General features: G+C 56.2%; 14 protein-coding genes. 5 read left to right on the top strand and 9 right to left on the bottom strand.

What is annotated here, in order from left to right; translation table 11 throughout:
• Position 1: 1 nt before the first annotated feature.
• Together Poly41_RS28285 and pdxA are read right to left on the bottom strand one after the other, a co-directional pair.
• The gene (locus tag Poly41_RS28285) at positions 2 to 1,618 is read right to left on the bottom strand and encodes a DUF6798 domain-containing protein (protein ID WP_231616013.1); all 1,617 of its coding nucleotides are present in this window, start codon (positions 1,616 to 1,618) and stop codon (positions 2 to 4) included.
• Positions 1,615 to 2,577: a 4-hydroxythreonine-4-phosphate dehydrogenase PdxA gene (gene pdxA / locus Poly41_RS28280; RefSeq protein WP_146530727.1), complete on the bottom strand. Its 963-nt coding sequence runs from the start codon at positions 2,575 to 2,577 to the stop codon at positions 1,615 to 1,617. Before pdxA ends, Poly41_RS28285 begins: the two co-directional genes overlap by 4 nt.
• Before the next feature lie 90 nt (positions 2,578 to 2,667).
• On the opposite strand from pdxA, the gene Poly41_RS28275 reads away from it, so the two are divergent.
• From Poly41_RS28275 to Poly41_RS28265, 3 genes are all read left to right on the top strand, one after another.
• On the top strand, positions 2,668 to 4,206 hold the full coding sequence (locus Poly41_RS28275; protein WP_146530726.1) for a C25 family cysteine peptidase: 1,539 nt from the start codon (positions 2,668 to 2,670) through the stop codon (positions 4,204 to 4,206).
• 83 nt (positions 4,207 to 4,289) lie between these two features.
• Positions 4,290 to 5,327: a ferrochelatase gene (locus tag Poly41_RS28270; protein ID WP_146530789.1), complete on the top strand. Its 1,038-nt coding sequence runs from the start codon at positions 4,290 to 4,292 to the stop codon at positions 5,325 to 5,327.
• A 32-nt stretch (positions 5,328 to 5,359) separates the two neighbouring features.
• A complete protein-coding gene (locus Poly41_RS28265; RefSeq protein ID WP_146530725.1) occupies positions 5,360 to 6,787 on the top strand; it encodes a sulfatase family protein in 1,428 nt (475 codons plus the stop codon).
• Between the two features lie 120 nt (positions 6,788 to 6,907).
• On the opposite strand, the gene Poly41_RS28260 is transcribed toward Poly41_RS28265, so the two are convergent.
• The 6 genes from Poly41_RS28260 to Poly41_RS28235 all read right to left on the bottom strand — a co-directional run bounded on the left by Poly41_RS28260 (position 6,908) and on the right by Poly41_RS28235 (position 13,964).
• Complete coding sequence (locus Poly41_RS28260) at positions 6,908 to 7,927, bottom strand: VWA domain-containing protein (protein WP_231616012.1); 1,020 nt, start codon at positions 7,925 to 7,927, stop codon at positions 6,908 to 6,910.
• Between the two features lie 18 nt (positions 7,928 to 7,945).
• On the bottom strand, positions 7,946 to 9,043 hold the full coding sequence (locus tag Poly41_RS28255; protein ID WP_146530724.1) for a vWA domain-containing protein: 1,098 nt from the start codon (positions 9,041 to 9,043) through the stop codon (positions 7,946 to 7,948).
• Positions 9,040 to 9,984, bottom strand: a complete 945-nt coding sequence (locus Poly41_RS28250; protein WP_197231743.1) for a BatD family protein — start codon at positions 9,982 to 9,984, stop codon at positions 9,040 to 9,042. Before Poly41_RS28250 ends, Poly41_RS28255 begins: the two co-directional genes overlap by 4 nt.
• On the bottom strand, positions 9,981 to 10,856 hold the full coding sequence (locus Poly41_RS28245) for a DUF58 domain-containing protein (protein WP_146530722.1): 876 nt from the start codon (positions 10,854 to 10,856) through the stop codon (positions 9,981 to 9,983). Before Poly41_RS28245 ends, Poly41_RS28250 begins: the two co-directional genes overlap by 4 nt.
• Before the next feature lie 75 nt (positions 10,857 to 10,931).
• The gene (locus Poly41_RS28240; protein ID WP_390621498.1) at positions 10,932 to 11,867 is read right to left on the bottom strand and encodes an AAA family ATPase; all 936 of its coding nucleotides are present in this window, start codon (positions 11,865 to 11,867) and stop codon (positions 10,932 to 10,934) included.
• 252 nt (positions 11,868 to 12,119) lie between these two features.
• The gene (locus tag Poly41_RS28235) at positions 12,120 to 13,964 is read right to left on the bottom strand and encodes a sigma-70 family RNA polymerase sigma factor (RefSeq protein ID WP_231616011.1); all 1,845 of its coding nucleotides are present in this window, start codon (positions 13,962 to 13,964) and stop codon (positions 12,120 to 12,122) included.
• A gap of 178 nt (positions 13,965 to 14,142) precedes the next feature.
• On the opposite strand from Poly41_RS28235, the gene Poly41_RS28230 reads away from it, so the two are divergent.
• Both Poly41_RS28230 and Poly41_RS28225 read left to right on the top strand, forming a co-directional pair.
• Positions 14,143 to 15,747, top strand: a complete 1,605-nt coding sequence (locus Poly41_RS28230) for an acyltransferase family protein (RefSeq protein WP_197231742.1) — start codon at positions 14,143 to 14,145, stop codon at positions 15,745 to 15,747.
• 92 nt (positions 15,748 to 15,839) lie between these two features.
• Positions 15,840 to 17,873 (top strand): glycosyl hydrolase family 28-related protein, encoded by a 2,034-nt coding sequence (locus tag Poly41_RS28225; protein WP_197231740.1) that lies wholly within the window; start codon positions 15,840 to 15,842, stop codon positions 17,871 to 17,873.
• Between the two features lie 177 nt (positions 17,874 to 18,050).
• On the opposite strand, the gene Poly41_RS28220 is transcribed toward Poly41_RS28225, so the two are convergent.
• Complete coding sequence (locus Poly41_RS28220; protein WP_231616010.1) at positions 18,051 to 19,634, bottom strand: sulfatase family protein; 1,584 nt, start codon at positions 19,632 to 19,634, stop codon at positions 18,051 to 18,053.
• Between the last annotated feature and the right edge of the window lie 576 nt (positions 19,635 to 20,210).

Raw genomic sequence — 20,210 nt, 5'->3', positions numbered from 1 at the left:
TCTAGGGCAATGCATACGGCAATTCATACACCGCGTAGGTGTCGTTGACTTCGTCGCCGATGGGATAGATTCGCACCAAGGGCGAATGATCACCAACAACGCGGCGGTCGACGACGATAAAATCAACACCATACTTTTCGCGATACTTGATCAGCGACGCGTACTGGATGGTCACCCGAATCGTCCCGAGTCGCTTGGGATAAACGTCGTGCATGCGTTCGTACCAGCGAATCAAGCTTTTTGCGTCTTGTGGGACGTCTTTCCAATTCGCCACTTCCGCTCGTTCCGCATACCACTTGAACGTTTGCTGGTGTCTCGGTGTTAAGAAGACCGCGTCTGTCTTGGTTGCGACTCGGATCCACTGACACACGGACAACCAATCGCGAAATGCTTTCTGTTGAACCTCGGGGGGCGCGTCCGAATCCCAGCCGAGCAACCGGTTGCTTGCCGACGGCGGAACCGGCAACCGAATCGATCGCCAACTACTGAAACCGAATAAGCCAACAGCAAACAAGAGGATCGCAATGCTAAACTTCCATCGCGGCGTTTTCATTTCGAAGCAACAAAGGCTGCGGACGACCAAGAGTGCAACCCAAAGCGGCACAACCGCATCGGTCAGCCGGAACCAGTAGTAACGAAGAAGCTTGGCGGCCAAGTCTCGGTCGAACATCGGCAGCAGGCCGAGCAACAAACCGACCATTGCGATTGCCATGGCACCTATCGCAAACCCACGCATCCGATTCCACTTGGCGTCATCCTGCTGGCCTCGTGTTTGCCACGCCAAACCGACTCCTAAAACGAACAGCAAACCATGTCGCAGATACCAAATCGGCATCAAGCCGGATGGCAACAAGTGATGGCTGAGTCGATAGTAGGTGTAGATCTTTGCCGCCATCGCCGATTCCGCTGGCTCGGCCCCTATCGTCAACCAGACCGCTGGAACAACACCCAGCAATGCAATCGCCCCACCCACAAACAAGTAACGCGTGAAGAACGGCCTTCGATCGGGACAGGGCCTTTCGCAAAGCCACCATGCTAGGGTCGCTGCAATGACGGACCAGCCCCCCGAGAGCACGTGCAGCGCCGAGGCAATCCCCAACCAAATCCAGACTCGATTCCAACGTCGGTCAACCAAATCAGCGATCGCCAGCAAGACGAATCCATAGGCGGGCACCTTCGCCTCGATTCCACCAATCACCCATTCGCCAGCCAAGTTGCCATACTCGACGGCGGCAATCCAAACGATGGCCACCGCCAGCGATGCAAACGGGTTTGCAATCAACCGACGGGTCAAGCGATGGAGTCCAATCGCGATCAGCAGCCATCCCACCATCCGGCCGATCCACGCCGTGGCTTCAAGAGACAACCACCGCGTCGGCCAACCGAACAACACGTAAAAAGTCGTGTGCGCTTTTCCTGATGCGACAAATAGATCATTGGCGCACCAATCAGGCTGCCAAAAGTTTTTAGCCTTGACCAGATAGTGGGCCTCATTGACCATCGGCGATGCATCGCCGGCGTAAACAAAAAACAACGCCATCAACATCAGCACTTCGATTGCCGTATGCCGTCGAGAGGGGGATCGGTTGGAACCGCTGGTCAACTTGTCGAGCGTCATGGTCGCTCCGCGAGATCGATCGCCATTTCAATCGCAGCCAACATGCTGCTGGTCTGTGCTACCCCTTGCCATGCCAAATCCAACGCAGTGCCATGATCGACACTGGTGCGAACAATCGGAAGCCCCAAAGTCACGTTGACCGCGTCGTCGAATGCCAAAGCCTTCAAGGGAATCAGGCCTTGGTCGTGATACATACAAACATAAACGTCGACGTTTCGCCGCATCCTCGGGGTGAACGCCGTATCGGGTGGCAGTGGCCCGACGACGTCGATCCCTTGATCACGGGCTTGGGCGATCGCAGGCTCGATCACCGACGCTTCTTCACCATGGCTGAAGAGTCCGTTTTCACCAGCATGGGGGTTCAATCCGCATACGGCCACCCGTGGCGATCGGCCCCTTCGACGCTCGAGCGCATCGGCAGCATGGCGAATCGTTCGCAAAACCAACTCGATCGAAAGCATGGCCGGGACATCGGCAAGTGGAACGTGAATGGTTGCCAACACGCACGAGATCGTATCGCTCGTCAGCATCATCGAAAAATCGTCGACACCGGTCTTGGCCGCCAGCAGTTCGGTGTGCCCGGGGAAGGTGATTCCGGCCGCATGCCACGCTTCCTTTTGAATCGGCCCGGTGACCATCGCAAGCGTTTCCCCGTTCATCGTGGCATCAATCGCTCGGCAAACGGCGTCGAAGGACGCTTGGCCTGTCGCACGGCTAAAACGGCCAGGTTGAATCGATTCAGAATGCTCGACCGGAACGTCGACGATTTCCGGCAGCGGGTACCCCAGTTTCACGGCAACGCGCTCCAGCACCGCAAACGGCCCATACAAAACGGGCAAACAACGGTCCTTGAGGGCCTGATTCGCCGCACAGCAGAGTGACAATTCGGGGCCAACGCCCCCGACGTCGCCGACGGAAATGGCGATTCTTGGACGTGTTCTTTGAGCGGAATCGGACATTGATCTAGCGGCCCAGCCAGGTTTTCGTTGAGATAGGGCTATAATAACGCTGCCGAACCTAAGCTTAACGGATGACTCGTTGGTTTTTGAATGACCTGTACTTTTCGCCTCATCGCCTGCCTGCTGCTCGTAACGTCCCTGTTTGCTGGCCACTCACCAGCAACGGATATCGTCGCGGTCTGTCCCGATACCTTTCGCGATTCGCTCGAGCCTTGGATGCTGCATCGCCAGCGAGACGGGTTATCGATCAAAGTCATCCCCAGTTCGCCTGCCGCCGCGACGTTGCATCAAGCGATTCGCGCCGCAGCCGATTCCAAGACTCGCTTTGTCGTCCTCGTCGGCGACTGTCCCGTGATTGGCACTCGCGGCGATGCCTCACGAGAAACCCCGACGAACTATTTGGCCACCACGGTGACGGCCCAGTGGGGAGCGCCCCCCACATTGTCGACGGACATGCCCTTTGGGGATTTCGACCAGGATGGAACCCCAGATGCGGTCGTCGGCCGATTGCCGGTGAACAACCCAGCCGAGCTGGATCATCTGGTCAACCGCATCATACGCTATGAAAGCAATCCCGATTTTGGTGTCTGGCGAGGCAACGTCCAATTGGTTGGCGGCCTCGGCGGCTTCGGCAGCCTGATTGACACCGCGATCGAATCGGTGACTCGAACCGTTGTGACGGGGGTGTTGCCCGCAGAAACTCGAACGTTTGTTGCCTATGCCAGTCCCAATCATCGCTTTTGTCCGAAGGACCAACCGTTCACCGATGCGGTCCTCGCAGATTACCGCCGCGGTGCAAGGTTTTGGGTCTATGCGGGGCACGGCTACGTGACCGAGCTCGACCGAGTCCCGGCCACACTGCTGGGTCGTCCCGTTCTCGATTGTGAAACGGTTTGTCGGCTGGATCGTCCCGCCTCAGCCCTGCCCATCGCTCTCTTGTTGGCCTGTTACACCGGTGCGATCGATGCACCCGAGGACTGCTTGGCCGAACGCATGCTCGTCACCGAGGGGGGCCCGATCGCGGTGTTCGCAGGCAGCCGTGTGACGATGCCCTACGGTAATGCCACCGCAGCGATCGGATTGATCGATTCGGTGTACGAGAAGAAGATGCAGCGGCTTGGTGATGCATGGCTACAAACTCAGGTTCAAATGAGCCGTGAACTCGATACGCCGCCCTCAACGGCGCGAATGATGATCGATGGTTTGGCGACGATGATCAGTCCCGCGGGAACGGATCTGCTTGATGAACGACGCGAACATGTGCGGCTCTACAATTTGCTTGGCGATCCTGCGCTGCACCTACACCCGCCGCAATCGGTTTCGCTGCGGGTCGCAACCGGTTTTGATCCCGGCGAAACGATCTCGATCGACGCCATTTCGCCGATCGACGGCGAATTGACCGTTACGCTTCACCGGCCACTCGGTAGCGTGCCCGACCACGAAGCCGACCCCAACGCGACGGCGGTTGCGTCGATCACTCGGTCGGTCACCGCAGAAGTCCCCAGCCAAAGCCGAATCGTGCTGCCCGAATCATTCCGTGGCCCGTTGACGGTGAGAGCGTTCGTTTCGGGCAGCTCGGCATGGGCCACCTCGGCTGCCAAAACGCGAATTCGCAATCTAACGCGTTAAGACGGAGTCCGGGATCTCGCATGCCTCTTGATTCGCTGCAATAATGATTCGTTTCACCCGCTTACTCGAACCATTGTATGCTGATGTCGGACCGCGAAGTCCCGTACGACTCTTTCCTGCTCGTTTCCTTCGGCGGCCCCGAAGGCCCTGACGATGTGATCCCCTTTCTCGAAAACGTGCTGAGGGGCAAACCGGTACCGCGCGAACGAATGTTGGAGGTTGCAGAACACTATCAACAATTTGGTGGCGTCAGCCCCATCAACGAGCAGAATCGCCAATTGCTTGCCGCGATCCAGGCCGATTTTGAGGCCAACGAGATCCACTTACCCGTCTATTGGGGCAACCGAAACTGGGGCCCCTATTTTGCCGAGACGCTGCAGCAAATGCGCAAGGATGGATGCAAGCGGGCGCTGGCGTTTTTCACCAGCATGTATAGTTGCAACAGCGGTTGCCGCCAATATCGTGAAGATATCGCCGCCGCCCAAGCGGAAGTCGGCGAGGGGTGCCCCTCCGTCGACAAGGTGCGAATGGGATTCAATCATCCGTTGTTCATTGAAACAATGGCGGACAACGTCCAAGCGGCAGCGGATTCAATCGAAGTCGAGTTGACCACGACACACGTCTTGTTCACGGCCCACAGCATTCCGATGGCAATGGCGGAGAACTCGGACTACGAAAAGCAGTTAAAGGAAACCTGTCGGTTGGTCGCTGAAAGGAGTGGTGCGGACCAATGGTCTTTGGTCTACCAAAGCCGTTCGGGCCCACCCCAGCAACCGTGGTTGGAACCCGACGTCTGCGACGCGATCGCGGCTATGGATGATGAATCGCACATCGATGCCTTGATCATCGTTCCCGTTGGTTTCATCAGCGATCACATGGAAGTGCTTTTTGATCTCGACCACGAAGCCGCCGACGTCTGCAAACATCGTGGGATCAAGATGGCCCGCGCTGCGACGGTGGGCACCGCGTCAAAATTCGTTACCATGATTCGCGAATTGGTCCAAGAGCGAACGATGCCGGCACCGCAGCGTCTCGCACTCGGCAACCTCGGACCCTGGCACGATGTCTGCCCCGCCGATTGTTGCTTGTACACACCCAAACGACCAGCGCATTCCTCCTGAATGCAATCCCCACCATCGACTCAGGTCCCAGAATGACTCCTTCCTTTTTGATTCGATTTGCGTTGACGTTCCTGCTCGCCACGACCACGGTGTCGCTGTGCTTTGCCAAGCCCCCGAATATCCTGCTTATCATCGGCGACGATTGCACTCACAGCGACTTGGCCATTTACGGTGGCGAAAACGCGAAGACCCCCAACCTGGATCGCTTGGCCAGTGAATCCTTGGTGTTCAATCACGCGTACCTGGCCGAGGCAATGTGCCAGCCATGCCGCGCCGAACTGTACACCGGGCTCTATCCGATGAGCAACGGTTGCAACTGGAATCACTCCGCAAGCTTGTCCAACACTCAGAGCCTTCCCCACCATCTTGGACAACTCGGATACCGGGTCGGCTTAGCAGGCAAGGTGCACGTACTGCCTAAGAAAGCGTTTCCCTTCGAATCGGTCGCCGGTTTTGATCCGAATTGCGTACGGAATCCGACCCAACCTCACGATCTCGCCCCGGCACGCGAATTTATCACGCGAAGTGACGAACCCTTTTGTTTGGTGGTCGCTCTGGTCGATCCGCACGTGCCATGGGTGATGGGAGATGCCTCGGCTTACCCACGTGACGAAATCAAATTGCCGCCGAACCTTGCCGATACCCAACAAACGCGAGAAGCGTTTTCGGATTACTTGGCGGAGATCACCTACATGGACGGTCAAGTCGGCGAACTGCTCTCGATGGTGGACGAAACCCATCATCGCGACAACACGATGGTGATCTTCACATCCGAACAAGGTGCCCAGTTTCCTGGATGCAAATGGACCAATTGGGACACTGGACTCCACACAGCCTTGGTGGCCCGTTGGCCCGGCAAGATTCCCGCTGGCACGCGCACCGATGCCTTGGTGCAATACGCTGACTTGGTACCCACCTTTCTTGAAGCAGCCGGGCAATCACCCGATGGTGATCGGTTTGATGGCATCAGCTTCTTGAACGTGTTGACGGGCGAATCCGACTCACACCGCAAGTACGTTTACGGTACGCATAACAACATTCCGGAGGGCCCCTCGTATCCCATCCGTAGCATTAGTGACGGAAAGTACCGCTACATTCGAAACCTAAGTCCCGAGAATCTCTACATTGAAAAACATGTGATGGGTCCCCCCGTCGAAGACAACATCAGCCGCTACTATTGGCGCAGCTGGGTTTGGGAATCCGGCAACAGTGAACGGACCTATGACTTGGTCGAACGATACATGCGGCGTCCCGCGGAAGAGCTTTACCATACCGCTCAGGATCGCTACGAAATGAACAACCTGATCGATCAAGATTCCGTTCAATCAATCCAACAGCAACTCAGTGCTGAGTTGGACCGTTGGATGGAATCACAAGGCGACCCGGGTGCCGAGCAAGACACGGTTGAGACACACCAGGCTGCCAAAAAAGGCGACCACCGCTTTAAGGGTCGGCTGTAACCAAGGGGCGTCGCTCCGGCGAGTGGCGGAAAAAACGGGACGGATAATACACGATCCAACGATGGCCTTCCAAGGCCGTCGCACATCGGGCGATTGGGATCCTCTCAGCGGCCGATCGCCTTAACTCTGCTCCGCTGCGACAGCGGATCGCCCCACCCCTATTTGTGCTACACAGCAAACCAATGCCAAAGCAACGAACCACTGGAAACGTGGTTGGTATTGATCGATGGTCGCCATCTCGAATTCGGTTTGCGGAACACTCGAAACGTAGCCTCGATACACATCGCCCATATCCACTTGTTTGGTCCCTGCTGGGATGAAGGCCCCGTCGGTCTCCGTCGCAATCGCTAGTAGAATCTGGCCATCGAGTCGGGACCAAACCTGTTGACCTTCGTATTGCAAGTAGTCACCTTGGCGGCGCGAATCGGCGGGGATTCTTGCTCCTTGCTCCATGTCTCCGAGCCCGATCGTAAAAATGCGAATTCCGTGATCTTGGTAGGCGCGCTGGGCCATTTGGACGGGTTCGCTTTCTTGGTCTTCGCCATCGGTCAAGATCACCATCGCTTTATGATCATTCACTTGGGTCAGAAACCCCTCCGATGCAATACGGATCGCGTCACCCAACCGCGAACCACCACGTGAAACGCTTTCTGGGGAGATACCTTTGAGTGAACGTCGAAAATCATCATAGTGGCTGGTCATCGGGACCTCTTGACGCACATCCCCCGCAAACAGCACCAACCCCACGCGGTCGCCTGCCATTGCATCGAGCATGTCGTTGATCTGCTGCTTCGCTCGTTCCAATCGGTTGGGTGTCACGTCTTGGGCCAACATCGATCGCGAGACATCGAGGACGAACATCACCTCGATCCCCTGTTGTGGGACTTGGCGTGCTTGCTTGCCCCATCGCATGTCCACCAATGCGATCGACAACAAGATCATCGCGGCCGTCAACAACAGGATCCTTAACGTTTGGCGAGCCACACTGCGACGAGGCACCAATTGATCGACCAAGTTTTCCGTGGCAAAAACTCGCCAACGTCGCCTATTGAAGATCACGCCTGCGACCATCACGCCCCAACACAACACTGCTATCCATAGCCAATGCAACGCCGCCCCGTTTCCATATTGGATGTCCATTGTTCTGTTTTGAGACCTCTACACCAGCAATCGGAACAAGAGTTGTTTCAGCAACACACTGGCCGCGAGCGAAACCAATGCCACCAGCACGATCGGCGGAAAGCCAAACGATCTCCACGTGAACGACTGGACCGCCAGTTCCTTGTAGTCGGTGAACTGGTGTGATTCGATTTTCGTCTTCTCGAGTTGGTCAATCGTTTCATAAATCGCCGCTAGTGATTCGGTATCGGTAGCACGAAAATAGGCCCCCTCGGTGGCTTCCGCAATTTGTCTTAAGGTTCCCTCGTCAATGTTGACCGGCATGGCTCGCATCACAATCTCACCGCTAAAGGGACTTCGCGTGGGATAAGGTGCATTGCCCTTGGTTCCAACGCCTATCGTATAGATTTTGATCCCCTTGCTTTTTGCCAGCTCTGCGGCTTGCACCGGATCAAAAACACCCGCATTGTTTTCGCCATCGGTCATCAAGATAATCACCTTACTGGCCTTCTCCGCGTGCGGGTCATCGGAGCGATTGACGTCAAGTGAATCCAACTTGTCCACCGCCAAACTAATCGCATCACCGATTGCCGTGCCATCCTCGGACTGCTGCGATACAATTTGCGTTCGGTTCAACTGCGCAAGCAGGAACGAATGATCGAGTGTCGGAGGGGTGATCGCGTCGGCAAAACCAGCGAACGTGACCAAGCCAATCAAATCACTCGTTCGCCCCGACAAGGGACGCAACTCGGACGTATCACCCTCGATAAAATCCGCAGCAACGTTCTTGATCGCGGACAGCCGATCCACTCGACGACCGTCAATCTGAAAGTCCATGGCCAACATGCTTCCCGATCGGTCAACGACGATCTCAATCGCGATCCCCTCGGAATCAATCACCGTCTGCTCGCGTCCCATCCGCGGCCGAGCCAACGCAAAAATCATGGCGCTGATCCCCAGCAACAACAGCGCATCAGGAAGCCAAGCGATGCGTTGACGCCACGATGGCCGAATGCCGCGAAGCGGTGTGATCGAAGGGAACCGGACCGCCTTCGCTTTTTCGGTAGCGAACAACGATCGCGCCAGAAACGGCAAACCGGCCAGCAGTAGCAAAACCCAAGGATGCTCAAGGATCATGGCGTCTCCTCCGCACGGCGGGACCGCTCAAGCGTCGACTGAACGAGATCGCGGACAAACTGTCCTGCGGTTCGATACTGCAAATCAAATCCATCCCTGTCATCTTGGTTGGCAAACCGGAGCGAGTCGGCATGATGCAGCAGGCGTGCCAGTTCTGCTCGCTGCTCAGGCCTCATCCACTGCCCCGAACCGATCGCCGCAAGGACTTCATCGGTCGTCATCGTTTCAGACCGGTGCCCGTGTTCCCTCGCAGCAAAGTCATGTGCGATCGATGCGACTTGAATGTAGGCTTGCCGGGCATCGACGTCATGGCTTTCCACTGCTGCGCGGAGATTGTCGAGGCGGTGCAGTGCCGATTCGTAAGCGGTTGGCGACTTGGGCCGTCGCCGCATCCACAGCCAAGTTGCACAGCCCACCATCGCGATCAGTCCCACGGCGAAAACGACCCAGAACAGCCTCGAAGGCGTTCGCGATGCCGGGTCGATCGGGATCTCCGATTTCATCGGGCGATAATCTTCGAGATCTTCGTCGCCATTAAGCACGCTATCGACTTGAATCGAGATCGGCTGGGTACGTGTGGAACCGTCGACCTTGTGTTCGCCTTTTCCGATCTGGTAGCGGATCTCGATCTCGGGAATCGTGAGCGTTCCAGTTTCCATGGTTTCAAGTGTCAGCGTTTGCAACCACCGTCTTTGCGAGTTAGCAAGAGGAATCGACCAGTGGCTCGTCGTTGAAACCACTTCGAACGGCCCCAGCGTTGAGTCGAGAGCCGAAAAATCGACCTGCGCATCCGCTGCCGCGTCAATGCGAAGGGTCAACACAATCGGCTCAAGAATACGGACCGCATTGCGATCGACGGAAGCGACCACATCGACGTCCGCAGCGACCGCGTAAAGCGAGCCGAGAGCCCAGCAGAGCAGAACGAATCCAACGTATTTCACCGCCCGAGTTCCCGTTGGTGAAAGTACTGCTGCAGCGGGCGGACGAAATCCTGTCCCGTTCCCAGATAGATCGCTGACATCCGCATCCGACGTAGCGATGCATCGAGGTTGTCGTTCCTGGCTCGCGTCAGCGCTTCATATTCTCGCCGCACGCGGCGGCTGGAGGTGTCAATCATTTGGGTTTGGCCTGTCTCCGCATCGCGGAAACGCACCAGCCCAACGTCGGGCATCGTCAACTCTCGCTGGTCACGAACCACCACGGGAATGATCTCATGCCGTCGCCGGGCAACCTTCAACGTGTTCTCGCTGTGATCATCTTCGAAATCGCTAATCAAAAACACCACCATGCGACGATGAGAGGTCCGATTCAAATGCTCGATCGCCGCGGTGATGTTGGTGCCACGGCCAACCGGTTCGCAATACAGCAGTTCACGAATCAGCCGTAAACAGTGCCTCGTTCCCTTGCGCGGAGGAATCGACTTCTCCACAGTGTCCGAAAACAGGGTCAGCCCTACTTTGTCGTTATTCTTGATTGCAGAAAAGGCAAGCGTCGCCCCGAGTTCCGCGACCAATTCTCGCTTGGTTTGGCTCTGAGTACCAAAGAATTGCGAGGGGCTGATGTCGACCAAGAGTTGCACGGACAATTCGCGTTCTTCGCGAAATAGCTTCACAAACGGCTCGCCCGCTCGAGCCGTCACGTTCCAGTCGATCGTTCGTACGTCGTCGCCAATCGCGTAAGGACGCACCTCCTCGAATTCAATCCCGCGTCCTTTGAACGCCGAATGCCAGCCGCCAGCCAACAAATCATCGACCACATGCGAGGTACGGATTTGAATGCGCCGAATCTTCTTGAGGACTTCAGGTGGAATCACGGTCGGGACACAAAAGAACACAGAGGATGAAGAACGAGGTGTGCTGCGAAAGATACAGCGAAGCAACGTGACCCGCTAAGGGACGGGAATGGCCTCGAGAATCATGTTCACCACGTCTTCCGAGGTTTTTTCTTCCGCTTCCGCCTCGTAGGTGATCATCACACGATGCCGCAGAACGTCCATGGCGATGTCCTTCACGTCTTGCGGAACGACAAAAGCTCGGCGATGAAGAAACGCATTGGCTTTCGCCGCCAACGTCAAGTTGATCGTCGCTCGTGGCGAGGCTCCGAATTGAATCCAGGGCCCAATTGCTAATCCATACGCCTCACATTTTCGTGTTGCCATCACCAAATCGACGATGTACTCCGCAATCTGCTGGTCGACAAAGACGGCGTCAACCAAGTCACGTGCATGCAAGATTTCCTTGGGCGTGGTCACGGTACCGATCGCGATCTGTTGGCGTGTCCGTGACATTCGGTTGAGAATCTGCAATTCCTCATGACGCGTCGGGTAGTCCACGACGACCTTCATCATGAATCGGTCCATCTGAGCTTCAGGCAGCCGGTACGTGCCCTCCTGCTCGATCGGGTTTTGAGTTGCCATGACCAAAAACGGATCGGGCAAGGAAAACGTCTCGCCACCGATCGTGACTTGACGTTCCTGCATCGATTCGAGCAACGCGCTTTGAACCTTGGCCGGAGCCCGGTTGATTTCATCCGCCAAAATGAGGTTAGCGAAGATAGGACCTTTTTGGACGACGAACTCTTGCTGCTGAGGCCGGTAGACTTGCGTCCCAATCAGATCGGCCGGCAACAGATCGGGGGTAAATTGCAGGCGTTGAAAATCGGCATCGATCGCTTTGGAAAGTGTCGCAATCGCGGTCGTTTTGGCCAGCCCGGGAACACCCTCGATCAACAAATGACCACCGGTGAGCAACCCAATGAGCAATCGGTGGACCAAAACATCTTGGCCGACGAGCGCCTTGCCCACTTCCAGCACCAATCGCTGCATCGGCTCGGCCGACGCTGTAATTTCTGCGGCAAGTTCAGCGTTGGAGTGATTCGTTTCAAGCATCGTCAAGGTTCAACCATCAGCAATCGGGTGAGTTCTATTTAACGAGCGACGCGTTTGGCCCCGGGCGGCAGTTCGCCCCGTGCGGTCACGCCGCCCTTCCTGAGAGTGGGCCTCTCCCACGGCAGGAGGCTCGTCGACACCCTCTTCAATACGAACTCGAAATCGATTGGTTCAGTATTGCGATGCCCTTTACATCATGCCACCACCCATGCCTCCCATGCCGCCGCTATTCGGGTCTTCCGCAGGCATACCCGTCAAGGGTTCCTTGGCACCCGATTGAACGCTCTGCAGAAACTGCTCAATTTTCCGGTGTGTCTGGTAGGTGGTACGAATGCCGAACCCCGAGTTTTTGAGGTCTTCGGCATTCAACAAGCTGATCGTCCCGGTTCCACCCATCACCTCCCACGAATCCGGCTCGATCAACGTTTGGATGAGTTGTGCACTCCCAGAGGATGCTTGCAAGCCAAGCTCACCGGTCCAGTAAATGCGAAGCAGGGGATGTTGGCTTTCATCTGCTTCCTTCGTCGTGATCGTCACCACCTCATTGTCAACCGTGTAGGTGAGATCGTTGCTGTTGAGCATCAAGTTCAGCGCCGAGGCAAGCGAGACGTGGCTGATGGAAAGATCAATCGGAGTATCCACGCTGAGCCCGATCTCTTCCAATGCGCGATCGTCGACCAACATTGGGATGGCGTGGTCCTGAGAAATTTTCATCACCGCTTCCTTCAGCGGCATGTCAAAAAAGTCAAACTGCACCGACTGGGAAAGAGCCTGTTCGATTCGCTGGTGAAAAGCCGCATTCCCTGTGGCCCATGTCGCTGTTCGTGGCTCCTGTTGTGGCTCCTGCGTTGGTGCGGAGCCAAACGGTTCGCCGCCGTTGTCGCCGAACGGATCGACCTCGGCGGGCTTCACTTCCGCCGCTGGTTTTACGCTCTTGGGAACCGATGGCGCGCCAAACGGATCGCTGCCCGCCCCCTGGCCACTAAACGGATCGATCGACGCAGCGCCGCCAAATGGATCGACCTCAACCCTTGCCTGCGGCGCCGAGGAAGCGTCTGCCTTCATTTCAACGGTTTGCGGGCCGGCCGTTCCCGCCGGATCCGATCCTGTTTGCACCATCATCCAACCGGCAACGGCAATGGCAGCGGCGCCCAGGGTTCCAAGAGAGGTTGTCGAGAGCAGCATCGGTGTTTCCTTTGTGAGAAGAGATTCGAGGTTAGAAGAGACTGGATTGCCAACCGATGGGCCAGCGCATCGAGCGACGGTTTGTTCGAGCAGTCCGGATGGCAGCGATTGGCCGGCCGTCGCTTGCTGCTTCGAGAGCACCGCAACCGATCCAATGACGGCCGAGAGCGAGAAACCGCGACGGGTGAGTCGCCGTTGCAACCTTGCCCGCGCCCGTTGCAAACGGCCTCGGACCGCTGGCTCGGTCGATTGCAGCATCTCGGCCGTTTGTTCATAGGTGCAACCTTCAAAGTAGTGGAGCACGATTGCCGTGCGATACGCTTTGGGCAACTGGTCCAGTTCTTCGTCGAGCGCCCGCAGCCGATGGCGGTGGGCGATTGCGGCAAGCGAATCGCGTGGATCGGGTGGTTCCTGAACGAGCGTTTCCATCATTTGACTTCGTTTCCTCGCTCGACATGCGGTTCGATAAGCAACCTGGTGCAGCCAACCCGCCAAACACTCCTGCCGCCGCAAGCGGTTCGCGTCACGAGAGAGCGTCAAAAACGTCGCTTGAAACGCATCCTCGGCATCCTCGTGCGTTCGGCACTGTCGCCGACAAACACTCATCACCAACGCGGAATATCGCTGGACCAAATGAGCCAGTGCGTCCGCATCACGATGACGAGTCCAAGCATCAAGCAACAACCGATCGCTGCAATCCGCAGCCTCCGCTGTGTCGATGTCCGAGACGATGGTGAGTTGGGGTGACGCGGTCAATGCAAGCTCCTGGGGTTTTCCATCACTATTGTAGTAGTGCAGCAGAGCAAGAAATCCTCGCGCGCCATTTTTCGTTTTTTTGAAATTCTCCACAGGTTGGGAATCGCCGAGGCCAGCAAAGACGACTGGATTGGCGATCGAATCGATCCCCGGTCGCCGGTCTCAATGCGAAAATCCTCGACTTTCTGTCGTTTTTCTTACAATTCCTTGAGGGAAAAGAAGGGATAAAAATCGCATTGTCTTACGGTCCGTTGCTCCCCGAATGGAGCAAATGGCGTTGCACACGGCGTCGCCATCGGTATTCAGCCAGCATCGTGAGTCACCCATGCGCACCGACAGCAACGAAATTCGATTCCATTCGCTTGATGCCCTGCGGGCGTATGCCATGCTGCTGGGCATCTTTTTTCACGCCGCCTGGTTCTTCGTACCACACTATTACGGCACCACTCGCACCGACGTTTCAGCCAATAACGGATTCCATTTCTTCTTCTACTGGACCCATCTGTTCCGCATGCAGATTTTCTTCCTGATCGCGGGTTTTTTCGCCCGGTTGGTTTTTAAGAAACGTGGTCGAGTCGGTTTCACCCTCCATCGGCTGCAACGTATCGCGTTGCCATTTGCCGCCGGATGGATTGTGATGTACCCCCTGTTTACCTTCCTCTACCTATGGGGCGGCATCGAATCTGGGCGAATATTGAACCGCGAACCCTTCTGGTCGCTGTGGGCACAGCATGTACGCGAGTGGGAACTCAATTGGTTTGTCCTCACCCATCTCTGGTTTCTCTATTACCTGTTGCTCCTCTACGCAATGGTGCTTGCACTCGAAGCATTGCTTGCCGGGGTGGTTGATCGTCACGGAAAGATTCGCGACTGGCTGAACCGACAATTTCAAAACGTCATTCAGTCACGCTGGAACATGGCCATGTTGGCGATCCCGCTTTGGGTGACCCTTTGGTGGAACGACAACTTGTTCGGCATCACAACGCCTTCCGCCTCACTCGTGCCAATGTGGTCCGTCCTCGCAGCTTATAGCCTGTTCTTTCTCGTCGGCTGGCTTCTGAATGCAAGTCCCGAATTGCTGCGTGTCTTTGATTCCAGATGGGCAAGCAAATTAGCATTGGGCACACTGCTCTCGATTCCCCTGTTTCTCTACTTCAACGACAAAATTACTCATGGTCAAGCCAACTCACTCTATCCGATGATGTGGCCGGACGAACTCCAAGATTACTCGTCATTTCGAGATCAACTGCTAAGCGCTGAGGAGTTGCCCAGCAGTGACGTGCATGCACGAATCTGGGGTTCTTTGTCACCGGAGTACCAACGGTTTTTGAAAGAGCACGATACGACGACGCTGGACGAGCATGCCGGGTTGGTTTCCTACCTGAATCGACATGTGATCCTCGAAGCGGATCTTTCGAATTCAACGGTCAAACATGAAGGGGACACGCCTGATTCGGAGGTCGACGACCAGGGGATGGCGAACCGAGCGATCTTGGAGTCTGCTTTTCCTAGTGGCGTGATCACCCAAAACTTCTTTGGAAGACCAGAAAGCAAAAGGGAGCGATTTCTGTTCCTGGGCGCTTATGCCTTGTCGACATGGCTGTTGATCTTTGGCTTTGTGGGCCTCTCCAACCGATTGTTTGCAAATCCGAGTCCAACGGTTCGATACGTCGCGGATTCGTCGTACTGGCTATACATCATTCATCTCCCGATTCTCTTTCAAATCAACATCCTCGTCGCAGACGAACCGTGGCATTGGCTGCCAAAGTTCGTTCTCTACAACGTGGTTGCGTTCGCCATCATGCTCCCCAGCTATCACTGGCTGGTTCGATCCACCTGGATTGGAAAAATCCTGAATGGACGACGCTACCCCTAGCTCCTCACCCTTTGTTAACATCCCACACGGCCTTCAGACAACCGGTTCGTTCGAATACACTCAACGCACCAAACAACAAGAAGGTAGGCGAGATGAATCGAAGGCTGCTCACGAAACTATTGCTGACGTTGTTTTGGGGATCGACGTTGCTTGCCGACAAGATCGAGCGTGCCAACCCATCGCTACCAGAGGGCTTCCTTGACATCACGAAAGCTCCGTACTTTGCCGATGCCTCCGGCACAACGGACTCGACCGACGCGATTCAGCGAGCGGTCAACGATGCTCGCGATCAATGGAAAGCGTGTTTCTTTCCTGAGGGGACGTACCTGATTTCCGATACGATTTCTTGCGAGCAACTGGTTCGCAAGCTGGATCGGCCGCGATCGACCGACAACCGTACACAGCACTACTGGGACCTGGACAATCGCATCGTCATGATCGGGTCGACCCGGGGTAAACGTCCGGTGTTGAAGCTCTCCAACGATGCTGAGGGATTCGACGATTCCAGGAATCCAAAGCTGGCCGTTTGGATCTGGGCGCAGACTCGCGATGATGCCCCAGGGAACCAGGAGCCCATCTGGGGAAAAGAGCAACCGAATATTTCCTTCAGCCATATTTTCAAGGGAATCGACATCGACATCCGAGGTCATGCCGGCGCAATCGGGATTCGGCACTCCGGTTCGCAAGGTTCGACGCTACAGGATGTCACCGTGAACGCCGAAGGCGCGTACGCGGGATTGAGCAATTGCTGTGGCCAGGGGGGTGGCACCTACAACGTTGAAGTCGTCGGCGGAACCTACGGGATCACGATCGACCGCGAGAGTCGTTTTCCTCTACTGGTCGGCTGTTCGCTTCGTGACCAGACCGCTGCGTGCGTGCATCTCGTCAAGCCCAATCAAATGCCAACACTGATCGTAGGCAGCTCGCTCAAGCCCGCCGGGACAACCGCAATCCAGTTTCCAACGCTGGGCGATTGTGCAGGAGTCAGCTTGGTCGATTGTGTCGTCGAAATGCCTGCCGTCGGCGACTTGTGTGCATCGCTCCAGAACGAAAACATCTTTCTTGAGGATGTGATCGTGCGAGGTGTCGGTGCCGTGCGATCATCAAGAAAACCAAGACTGCCATCCGACCGTTGGACGCACATCCATCAGTACAGCGAAGCCCGTGGCGATGCCGTGCGAATGGTCAACGGCGAAACCTCCGCGGAAACCGTATTCGTTTTCGAAGCGGCAACGGAGGCGTCTGTGTTGGATGCGATGCGGCAACGTCACTACCCGCCAATGCCGTCGTTAGAAGATAATGAGGTGGTCAGCGTTCGCGATTTCGGCGCCAAGGGAGACGGTAAGACCGATGACACCCAGGCCTTTCGTTCGGCGATCGCGGCAAGCGATCAAGTGTTTGTTCCCCCGGGCAACTATCACATGACCGGGCAGCTCGCCCTACGGCACGCAACCCAGTTGTTTGGCGTCGCAGCAGGGATCACTTCGATTGGAAACATGGCCGTGACTGAGCGAGGTTCCAAACGAGTCAGCAACGCATCGGGGTTCACGATCACCACGCCCCGTGATCCGAACGCCCGTCCGCTACTGGCTTTTCTCTCCGTTCGGGGACAAGTCCAATGGAACTCCGGCAAAGGGACCTGCATGCTTGCACCGGCTCGAATGCAATTCTCGGCAACTGGGGGTGGAAAGATCTTCGGCGCCATGGCGCGCGGCGGACCGATGGTATTCAAAGGCACCAGACAACCTCTCGAGTTCTACGCACTCAACGTGGAACGAGTCAGTCAGAATCCACAGTCGATCTTCGACGACTGCCGAGACGTGCGAGTCTATTTCTTCAAAGTTGAAGCCGGCTCGCTCAATCGGGAAGAGCATCCGGACGCCAACACACCCTGTCGAATTCAGGATTCGCGAAACGTTCGCGTTTACTGTATGTACGGCGTCGTCCGGCACCTGACGCCGGATCGTCCGATGATGGAAATCGTCAACTGTGATGACGTACAAGTCTCCCAGTTGCAGGCATTTCACCCTGGCGTTTTCCCGCACCTTGTTGAAGCCAGCGGTGGTCAGCAGTTCAAGATCCCGTCATCAAGTCCCTGTGCCCTTTTCCTTCGCGATCAGGAATGAGTGCTTGAACCAATCGAGCTTGCGGCTAACAAGAAGATCGAGATCACCATCCCGGTGAGACGATTCAAAACCGCCGACGGCACTAGGTCGCAGCAACCGTCCGACTCGAGGGGACGATTCAACCTCTGCTCTCTGCACGCTTTGCTTTGACTTGATTTTTTCGGTGTTCTGGGTCGGTTAATCCGATCCAAACTCAACCTTTCGATCATTGGCAAGTTTGGGGCCGGGCGTACATCGGCCCTGTTCGACTTGCTGCCCAAGCAATGCGAGAAGCTGTTCGACCTTTTCGGGATGCTGATCCGCCACATTGGAGTGCTCGCTGGGATCGCTGTCCAAATTGAACAGTTGCATCGCAGGAAGGCCTTGCTTCTTCGCGGCCGGTTCCCTGGGATCACTCCAGCCACCACTGCCATGGGACAAGCATAGTTTCCATGGTCCGCGACGGATGGCAAAGGATCCACCGATGCTATGGCTGATCAACGAGTCGCGAGGCGTCGCGGTGGTATCTTCAAACAGCGGTGACAAGTCGAACCCATCTTCGCCGCCAGTCCCTTCGCGTGGCTGGCCCGTGATCGATTGAAGTGTCGTGTAAAGATCGGTCAGGCAGGCGACCGCGTTGGTTTGACGACCCGCCGGAATGACCTTTGGCCAACGAATGATCAGGGGAACGCGATGCCCGCCCTCATAAAGGTCCGCCTTGTGACCGCGAAATCCCGCACTCGGATCGTGGTCATGCTGGGCAAGTACCTCGAAGTTGGCTTGTGGCGAACAACCGTTGTCGCTGGTAAAAATCACGAGCGTGTCCTCGTCAATGCCCGCATCAGCCAACGTTTTCATCAACTCGCCCACGTGGTGATCGACTTGAGCGACAAAGTCGGCGTAGGGATTGATCCCACTGGATCCCTTGAACGGTGGCAGCGGTACGATTGGTGTATGAGGAGCCGGCAGCGGCAGATACAGAAAGAACGGCTTGCCATTCTTAGCAGCTTCGGAGCGTTGGCGGATGTAGGTCATCGACTTGTCGAACAAGTGAGGTAGCACCTGTTCGATCTCGAAATCGTCGCCAATCGGACCGTTGCGGTACCAACCGTACGGCGATTCCGCGCGCGACACGCCCCCTTCACGCGTGGGCACCGAAGTCGGCATTCCGGTATCCACCCAAACATACGGCGGCATGTCCAGCGAACCACAGTGTCCGTAGTACTGGTCAAAACCGTTGATGTCGGGACCGTTGACGACAGGTTTGGAAAAATCAATCTTCGCACCATTCTTGTGCCAATCCCACCCCAAGTGCCACTTGCCAATCATCGCGGTGTGATAACCCGCTGATTTCATCAGGTGCCCTAACGTGGGTCGGTCCGCCGGAATCAAGTGCTCGCTGGTACCACTGAGAACTCCTTTTGCTAAACGCGACCGCCAATTGTAGCGTCCGGTTAGCAACCCGTACCGTGTTGGAGTACAGACCGAACTCGGCGTATGAGCGTCAAGGAAGGTGAGCCCTTGGTCAGCAAGTCGTTGCAAGTTGGGCGTCTGAATCTTGCAGCCGGCAGACGTCGGCGTGATGTCGCCAAGCCCCAGGTCATCCGCCATAACCAAGACAACATTGGGGTGCATGGCTGAATCGGCTGCCCGCGAGCTATTGACGGAGACAAGTGCGGATGCGAGCAGCATGAACGCGAGTAACAGACACACCGGTGCGGCGGAGTTCACTTTCCCGAGCAAGGTCACTTTTCCGAGCAAGGTCATTCGTCGTCGGGACATTTTTGACTTCATCGTTCTAGACGTCTTTCATGAGGTGGGTTGTGCAGCAGAGTGATCTACGTCGCTACGCTTGCCGTATCCGTTCCCGGTCTCCGCCGCGTACAGGTGGCCCCTAATCTTACTCGCATTCGTACTCTCAATCCAATCCGGTACAAGAAAGTGGCAAACTTACTCGCGAAAGACATCGCCGCGCAGCAGGAGCCGGCGTTCTTTGGTGCTGGAGACAACATGGTAGAGTAGCTGCTGATATGAAGCCATGACGAGATTCCTAATGGAGTGACATGTCGGCCTCCGGCCTAACGACTTGCAAATACTTCAGCAGGCTCCGTTGCCCTGGGCCAAATTTGTGGTTGCCCCCCCTTCGGCAGGTCGCGGTTTGTATCCGAAAATCACAATGCTCTTGTCAAATATCCCGGGCGGGGGTCGAAAGATGGCGATAAACACCGGGAAAAACAGCAGTCTGATTCCTCGGCGGTGTCACGGGCGGTGTCATTCGTGCAGGGAACCGACGACGAAATCGCTGAACTGCTGAGCCTTTGGCAATCGCTAAACGCCACCGCCAAGCGGGATCTACTG

Source organism: Novipirellula artificiosorum (assembly GCF_007860135.1).
Taxonomy (GTDB): Bacteria; Planctomycetota; Planctomycetia; order Pirellulales; family Pirellulaceae; genus Novipirellula_A; species Novipirellula_A artificiosorum.
Note: the sequence above shows the minus strand (reverse complement) of the source record. Positions and strands in the feature narration are given on the sequence as shown.